Genomic DNA, 6,815 nt, shown 5'->3' on the forward strand with positions numbered 1-6,815 from the left:
CGGGAACCCTACTTGGCGGGGACGACGATCGGACGGTCAACCTGCCGACGGACCGCGCCATCCCTGCACCGGCAGGGAGAACTTCCGCACCAGCCGGTCCGTGAACGGCTCCTTGCGCAACTTCACCAGCCGCAGCGGCGTGCACCCCCCGACGACCTCCACCCGCGAGCCGGGCGGCAGCTCCACCCCGCGCCGCCCGTCGACGGACAAAACCGCAGGGTGGCCCTGGTGGTCGACCTCCAGCGCGACCGCCGACGACGGCGACACCACCAGCGGCCGGGCGAACAGCGCGTGCGCGTTGCTCGGCACCACCAGCAGCGCCTGCACGTCCGGCCACACCACCGGCCCACCGGCCGAGAACGCGTACGCCGTCGACCCGGTCGGAGTGGCGACGAGCACACCGTCGCAGCCGAACGCCGACACCGGCCGCCCGTCCACCTCCACCACCACGTCGAGGATGCGCTCGCGCGAGGACTTCTCCACGCTGGCCTCGTTGAGCGCCCAGGTGCTCTGGAGCACCGCGCCGGAGGAGTCGTAGGCGGTGATGTCCACCGTCATCCGCTCCTCGACGTCGTAGGCGCCGTCGATGACGTGCTTGATCGCCTCGTGCAGCGCGTCCGAGTCGGCCTCGGCCAGGAACCCCACGCGCCCCAGGTTCACCCCGAGCACCGGCACCCCCGCCGGGCGGGCGAGCTCGGCCGCGCGCAGCAGCGTCCCGTCACCGCCGAGCACGAACACCAGCTCGGTGCCCTCGGCGGCCTCGTCGTCGGCCGCCACCACCGCCCCGTACGAGCAGGACGGGTCCAGCTCGGGCGACTCGTCGGCCAGCACCCGCAGCCCGATCCCCGCCTCGGCGAAGCGGGCGGCCACGTCCTGCGCGACCAGCACGTTGCTCGGCCGCCCGGTGTGGACGACGAGCAGGATCTCCCGGCAGCTCATTGCGGTCCCTCCGCGACTGCCGCCCGCACCAGCGCGGCGGCGTCCACCACGTCCAGCGGTCGCCCGCGCCGCAGCCACGCGAAGAACTCCACGTTGCCGGACGGTCCCGGCAGCGGGCTCGCGACGACCCCGTGCAGCCGCAACCCCAGGCCCGAGGCGGCCTCCACGACCTCCAGGACGGCGGCGGCGCGCAGCTCGGGGTCGCGGACGACCCCGCCGGACCCCAGGCGCTCCTTGCCGACCTCGAACTGCGGCTTCACCATGGGAAGCAGGTCGCCCTCCTCGTCGAGGCACGCGGCCAGCGCGGGCAGCACCAGCCTCAACGAGATGAACGACAGATCGGCCACCACGAGTTCCACCGGGCCGCCGATGACTTCGGGCGTGAGCGAGCGCACGTTGGTCCGGTCCTTCACGACCACGCGCTCGTCGGTCTGCAACTTCCAGTCCAGCAGCCCCCGGCCGACGTCGGCCGCGACCACCTGGCGGGCGCCCGCGCGCAGCAGCACGTCGGTGAACCCGCCGGTGGACGCGCCCGCGTCCAGGCACCGCCTGCCGGTCACGGTGATCCCGTCGAACGCCTCCAGGGCGCCGACGAGCTTGTGCGCGCCCCGCGACGCCCAGTTGGGGTCGTCGGTGTCGCGCACCACCAGCGCCGTGTCCAGCTCGACGGCCGTGGCCGGTTTGGTGGCCACCGAGCCGCGCACCGTCACCTTGCCCTCGGCGACGAGCTGGCTGGCGTGCTCACGGGAGCGGGCCATGCCCCTGCGGACCAGTTCGGCGTCGAGCCGAGCCCTGCGAGCCACGTCGCGTCACACCTTGTCGATGCTGGCGAGGGCCGAGGTCAGCGCGGCGTGCGCCTCGTCGAACCGCGCGACGTGCAGCGCGACCTCGACCTGGGCAAGCCCGTCGAGCCCGGCCAGCGCGTCGTCGATCCCGGCGACCGGGTCTCGCGGCGGGCCGGGCAGGGGAACGTCAAAGCTCACCCGCTCACGGTAGCCGATAGCACCGACAGGTCGTCGGCGATGTGGGTGGGCCGCTGGTCCTCGGGCAGCGCCATGGCCTCCTCGCGGGTCGACACCCCGGTGAGCACCAGGAGCGAGTCCATGCCCGCGTTGCAGGCGCCCGCGATGTCGGTGTCGAGCCGGTCGCCGACCACGAGCGGTCGCTGCGCGCCCGCCGACTTCGCCGCCTGCTCCAGCAGCGGCACGGCGGGCTTGCCCGCGACGAGCGGCTCGGCGTCGGTGGCCGCCATGAGCGCGCGCACCAGCGACCCGCTGCCCGGCAGCAGACCGCGCTCGGTGGGCAGCGTCAGGTCGACGTTGCACGCCACCCACACCGCGCCCGCCCGCACCGCCACGCAGGCCTCGGCCAGCTCCCGCCACCCGGTGTCCTGGGAGAGCCCCTGGATGACCCCGACGGCCCCGTCGGCGGTGCGCGTGGGCACGAGCCCGCGCTGCCGCACCTGCTCCACCAGGGCCTCGGTGCCCAGCACCAGCACCGTGGAACCGGCGGGGACGAGGTCGGCGATCATCGCGGCGGCGGCCTGGGCGCTCGTGGACACCTCGTCGAGCGCGGGCGCGAACCCGATCTCGGCCAGGTGGTCGGCGACCTCCTGCGGCGACCGCGAGGCGTTGTTCGTGACGAACCGGATGGCGAGCCCGGCCGCCCGCGCGGCGGCGACCGCCTCGGGCGCGCCGGGAACGGGCGCGTGCCCCCGGTAGACCGTGCCGTCGAGATCCAGCAGCAGTGCGTCGTAGCGGGACAGCAGGGTCACCGGTGGTTCCTCTCGCTCAAGCGGCCACCGGGCGCCGGGCCCGGCCCACATCTCAGTCCTGCGGCGCTCCAGCCCGCTGACGGGCGGCCCCGAACCCGACGATACGGCGACCCCGCACCGGGAAACCTCGCCGGGGCACCCCGGAGAACCGGCAGGAACACCCCTGACCCCGACCAGGACGAGGCGGCCGGGGTCCTCGGGGACGTCGGTGAGCTGTTCGTCTCATTCCCCCGACGCCCGTGCCCGGCAGGCACCTGGCACCCGCGCCGGACACCACTTTCCCGTCCGGCGCCTCACCTCCCGACGTTGCCCGGACTCCGGTCCTCAGCTCTGGCAACCGCCAACTCCTCGCTCTCCCGTCCGACGCGCCCCCTCACACCGGTCCGCGCTCACCGGCCGAGCCCGTTCCACACCCGCAAGGCCCGCTTCCCGCCCGCCGGGTCCATGTCCCCGCCCGGCCGGGCCGTTCCCCGCCCCGTTGGAGCCGGTTCTCACCTGCCCTACAGCCGCTCCCCGCCTGCCCTACCGCCGCTCCCCGTCCCCCAAACCGCCCAGCTCCCCTCCCCACAGGCCCCCACCCCCGGCAGCTTCCCCTCCCGTCCAACAAAAAAGGCCCGGCCCGCCGGACCGCCCCCGTGGGGGCGTGTCCAGCGGGCCGGGCCCGGTGGTGCTCCAATCGTGCCGCGCAGGCCCCCTCAGGAGCCACGCAGGCACTGCTCCAGCTTCAGTCCTGCGTCAGTCCTGCGGCCCGAGCTCGAACGCGCGCTCGGCGGCGTCCGTTTCCCCGTCCTCGTCGGCCGCGTCGGCGTTGAGGAACCACTTCACGGCTTCCTCGGTCCGCCCGGCAGCCGCCAGGTTGTCCGCGTACGCGTAGAACAGCCGCGCGCTCCACGGGTCCCGACGCTTCTCGTCCAGGTCCGCGCCCTGCAGCGCGACCACGGCCGCGTCCAGCTGACCCATGTCCCGACGGGCGCCCGCCACGACGATCCGCAGCTCGACCAGCTCGTCGGCGGACAGCTTCAGCCCCTGCACCTGGACCTCGCGGGCCAGCTCGATCGCCCGCTCCGGGCGGCCGAGGGCGCGCTCGCAGTCGGCCATGATCGCGATGTGGCCGGGACCGTGCGTCATGCGACGCGCGGCGCGCAGCTCGGACAGCGCCTCGGCCCACTCGCCCGCCTGGTAGGCGGCGATGCCCGCCGCCTCGCGGACCACACCGACCCGCGACGCCTTGCTGCGCGCGTACCGGGCGTGCTCCAGCGCCAGCTCGGGCTCCTCGTCGACGAGCAGCCCGGCGGCGGCCAGGTGCCTGCCGACGATCTCGGCGAGCCCCTTGGGCAGCCCGCGCAGCTCCTGCTTCACCTCGGGGTCGAGGGCCGAGATGTCGGCCTCCTCGGGCAGCTCGGGCGTGCGCGCGCGCCGCTCGAACCGGTCCCCGCGCCCGTCGCCGCGCTCGTCCACCTCGCGGTCGCCGAGCTCGCGGTCGTCCCGGTCGGCCGGGTTGTCGTCCCGCAGGTCGTCGGCGCCGTCGACGTCGACCGCGTCATCCGCAGCCTCCGCGCGAGCGGCGCTCTCCTCGACGGGAGCGTCCTCCTTGACCGCGACGGCAGCGTCCTCGTCGGCACCCGCGACAGCAGTGCCCTCAGCCGACTCACCCGAGTCGCCCTCGGCGTCCACGTCAACGGCCTTGGGGGCCACAGCGCCCTCGGCGGCGTCGACGCTCTCGCCGGTCACCTCGGGAGCGTCACCCTCACCCTGGGCGATCCGCTCCTGGAACCGGGCGGCCCGCTCACGGCTGCGCTCGTCACGCGGCCCGCTGGAAGCGCGCTCGTCCTGGCGCTGGTACCCGCCGGACCGCTCGTCGCTCCGCTGGTACCCACCCCGGTCGTCCCGCTTCTGGTAACCACCGGTGGACCCGCTGCGGTCGTCCCGACGCTGGTACCCACCGCGGTCCCCGCCCCGGTCATCCCGACGCTGGTAACCGCCCCGGTCGCCACCACGGTCATCGCGCTTCTGGTAGCCACCCCGGTCGCTGGACCGGTCGTCACGGCGCTGGAACCCACCGCGCTCGCCACCCCGGTCATCCCGCTTCTGGTAACCGCCAGTGGAACCCGCGCGGTCGTCCCGACGCTGGTACCCACCCCGGTCACCGGTGCGGTCGCCGCCACGGTCACCCGAGCGGTCGTCACGCGGCCGGTACTCGCGGAACGGCCGGTCCGAGGACCCGCCTTCACGCTTCTGGAACCCACCACGGTCGTCCCGACGCTGGAACCCGCCCCGGTCACCACCGGTCCGGTCGTCACGCTTCTGGTAGCCACCACGGTCACTGGACCGGTCGTCACGGCGCTGGAACCCACCGCGCTCGCCACCCCGGTCATCCCGCTTCTGATAACCACCGGTGGACCCGCTGCGGTCGTCCCGGCGCTGGAAGCCGCCACGCTCCCCTCCACGGTCGTCCCGCTTCTGGAAGCTGCGCTCACCACCCCGGTCGTCCCGGCGGAACCCGCGGTCGTCGCCACCCCGGTCGTCGCGCGGCCGGAACTCCCGCCGCTCGCCACCGTCGAACCGGCGCCCGGAATCCCGGTCGCCACCGCGCTCGAACCCGCGCCCACCAGCCCGGTCGTCCCGCTTCTGGAACCCACCGCGCTCACCGCCGCGATCGTCCCGCTTCTGGTAACCACCGGTGGAACCGCTGCGGTCGTCACGCTTCTGGAACCCGCCGGTGGAACCCGCGCGGTCGTCCCGACGCTCGAAGCGGGGACGGTCGTCGCGCGAGAAGTCCTTGCGAGGCGCCCGGTCGTCGCGCTTCTGGAACCCGCCCCGGTCACCACCGGACCGGTCGTCACGCTTCTGGTAACCACCACGGTCACTGGACCGGTCGTCACGGCGCTGGAACCCACCGCGCTCGCCACCCCGGTCATCCCGCTTGGGGTAACCGCTGCTCTGGCCGTCGCGCTTCTGGAAGCCCCGGTCACCACGGTCATCACGACGCTGGTAACCACCGGTGGAACCGTCGCGGTCGTCCCGCTTCGGGTAGCCACCACGGTCGTCGCGGCGCTGGAAGCCACCCCGGTCACCACCGGACCGGTCGTCGCGCTTCTGGAACCCACCGCGGTCATCACGCTTCTGGAAGGTCCGCTCGCCACCGCGGTCATCGCGCTTCTGGAAACCGCGGTCACCGCCGTCGCGCTTCTGGTAGCCGCCCCGGTCACCACCGGACCGGTCGTCCCGACGCGGGTAGCCACCACCGCGACTGTCGCGGCTGTCCGAGGACCTGCGGTCGTCACGACGGCTGTCGTCGCGCCTGCTGTCCCCACGGTCCTCGCGCGGCTTGTCGTAACGGGGCCGGTCATCACGCTTCTGGTAGCCGCCCGACCGCTCACCGCCACCCTGCTTGCGATCCCCACCGGCATGGCCACCGTCGAATCGGCGCGGTCGGTCTCCCTGGCCACGCTGACGGTCGCCGGGACGATCCCCGAACCTGCTCACCTGATTCCTCCTATGGACACGCCGAAAGGGCTTGCGGTAGGACACAACCTAATGTGTCCCCCTACCACAAGCCCTTTCAGGAAAGAATGTTCGGCGGCGTCCTACTCTCCCACACCCTCACGAGTGCAGTACCATCGGCGCTGGAAGGCTTAACTACCGGGTTCGGAATGGGACCGGGTGTTCCCCAACCGCAATGACCACCGAAACACTATGAAGATAACCAACCACACAGCACCACCCCACCGGCGCCCGGACCCCCGTCAGGGGCGGTCGCCGACCGGTGACGGTCGGTTCGGTTCCTTCAGAACCGCACAGTGGATGCGTAGCGTCTTCATGACAAGTCCTCGGCCTATTAGTACCGGTCAACTCCAACCATTACTGGTCTTCCATCTCCGGCCTATCAACCCAATAGTCTCTTGGGGGCCTTAACCCACAAAGGGGTGGGACACCTCATCTAGGAACGAGCTTCCCGCTTAGATGCTTTCAGCGGTTATCCCTTCCGAACGTAGCCAACCAGCAATGCCCTTGGCAGGACAACTGGCACACCAGAGGTTCGTCCGTCCCGGTCCTCTCGTACTAGGGACAGCCTTCCGCAAGTATCCTACGCGCGCGGCGG

6 protein-coding genes and 2 rRNA genes are annotated in these 6,815 nt (G+C 72.7%); all 8 read right to left on the reverse strand.

Features of this window, described 5'->3' with window-relative positions:
- Positions 1-36: 36 nt before the first annotated feature.
- A complete protein-coding gene (locus tag LV78_RS32320) occupies positions 37-939 on the reverse strand; it encodes an NAD kinase (protein WP_253849810.1) in 903 nt (300 codons plus the stop codon).
- Complete coding sequence (locus LV78_RS32325) at positions 936-1,742, reverse strand: TlyA family RNA methyltransferase (protein WP_253849811.1); 807 nt, start codon at positions 1,740-1,742, stop codon at positions 936-938. Before LV78_RS32325 ends, LV78_RS32320 begins: the two co-directional genes overlap by 4 nt.
- A 6-nt stretch (positions 1,743-1,748) precedes the next feature.
- Complete coding sequence (locus LV78_RS32330; RefSeq protein ID WP_253849812.1) at positions 1,749-1,922, reverse strand: hypothetical protein; 174 nt, start codon at positions 1,920-1,922, stop codon at positions 1,749-1,751.
- Positions 1,919-2,713: an HAD-IIA family hydrolase gene (locus LV78_RS32335; RefSeq protein ID WP_253849813.1), complete on the reverse strand. Its 795-nt coding sequence runs from the start codon at positions 2,711-2,713 to the stop codon at positions 1,919-1,921. Before LV78_RS32335 ends, LV78_RS32330 begins: the two co-directional genes overlap by 4 nt.
- A gap of 735 nt (positions 2,714-3,448) precedes the next feature.
- Positions 3,449-4,444, reverse strand: a complete 996-nt coding sequence (locus LV78_RS32340) for a tetratricopeptide repeat protein (protein WP_253849814.1) — start codon at positions 4,442-4,444, stop codon at positions 3,449-3,451.
- A complete protein-coding gene (locus LV78_RS32345; protein WP_253849815.1) occupies positions 4,441-6,162 on the reverse strand; it encodes a beta strand repeat-containing protein in 1,722 nt (573 codons plus the stop codon). The genes LV78_RS32340 and LV78_RS32345 overlap by 4 nt, the downstream gene beginning before the upstream one ends.
- 125 nt (positions 6,163-6,287) lie before the next feature.
- Positions 6,288-6,404, reverse strand: a 5S ribosomal RNA gene (gene rrf, locus LV78_RS32350).
- A 127-nt stretch (positions 6,405-6,531) separates the two neighbouring features.
- Positions 6,532-6,815 (reverse strand): 23S ribosomal RNA (locus tag LV78_RS32355); the annotation flags it as partial.

It is taken from the genome of Actinosynnema pretiosum (genome assembly GCF_024171695.1).
GTDB classification, from domain to species: domain Bacteria; phylum Actinomycetota; class Actinomycetes; order Mycobacteriales; family Pseudonocardiaceae; genus Actinosynnema; species Actinosynnema pretiosum.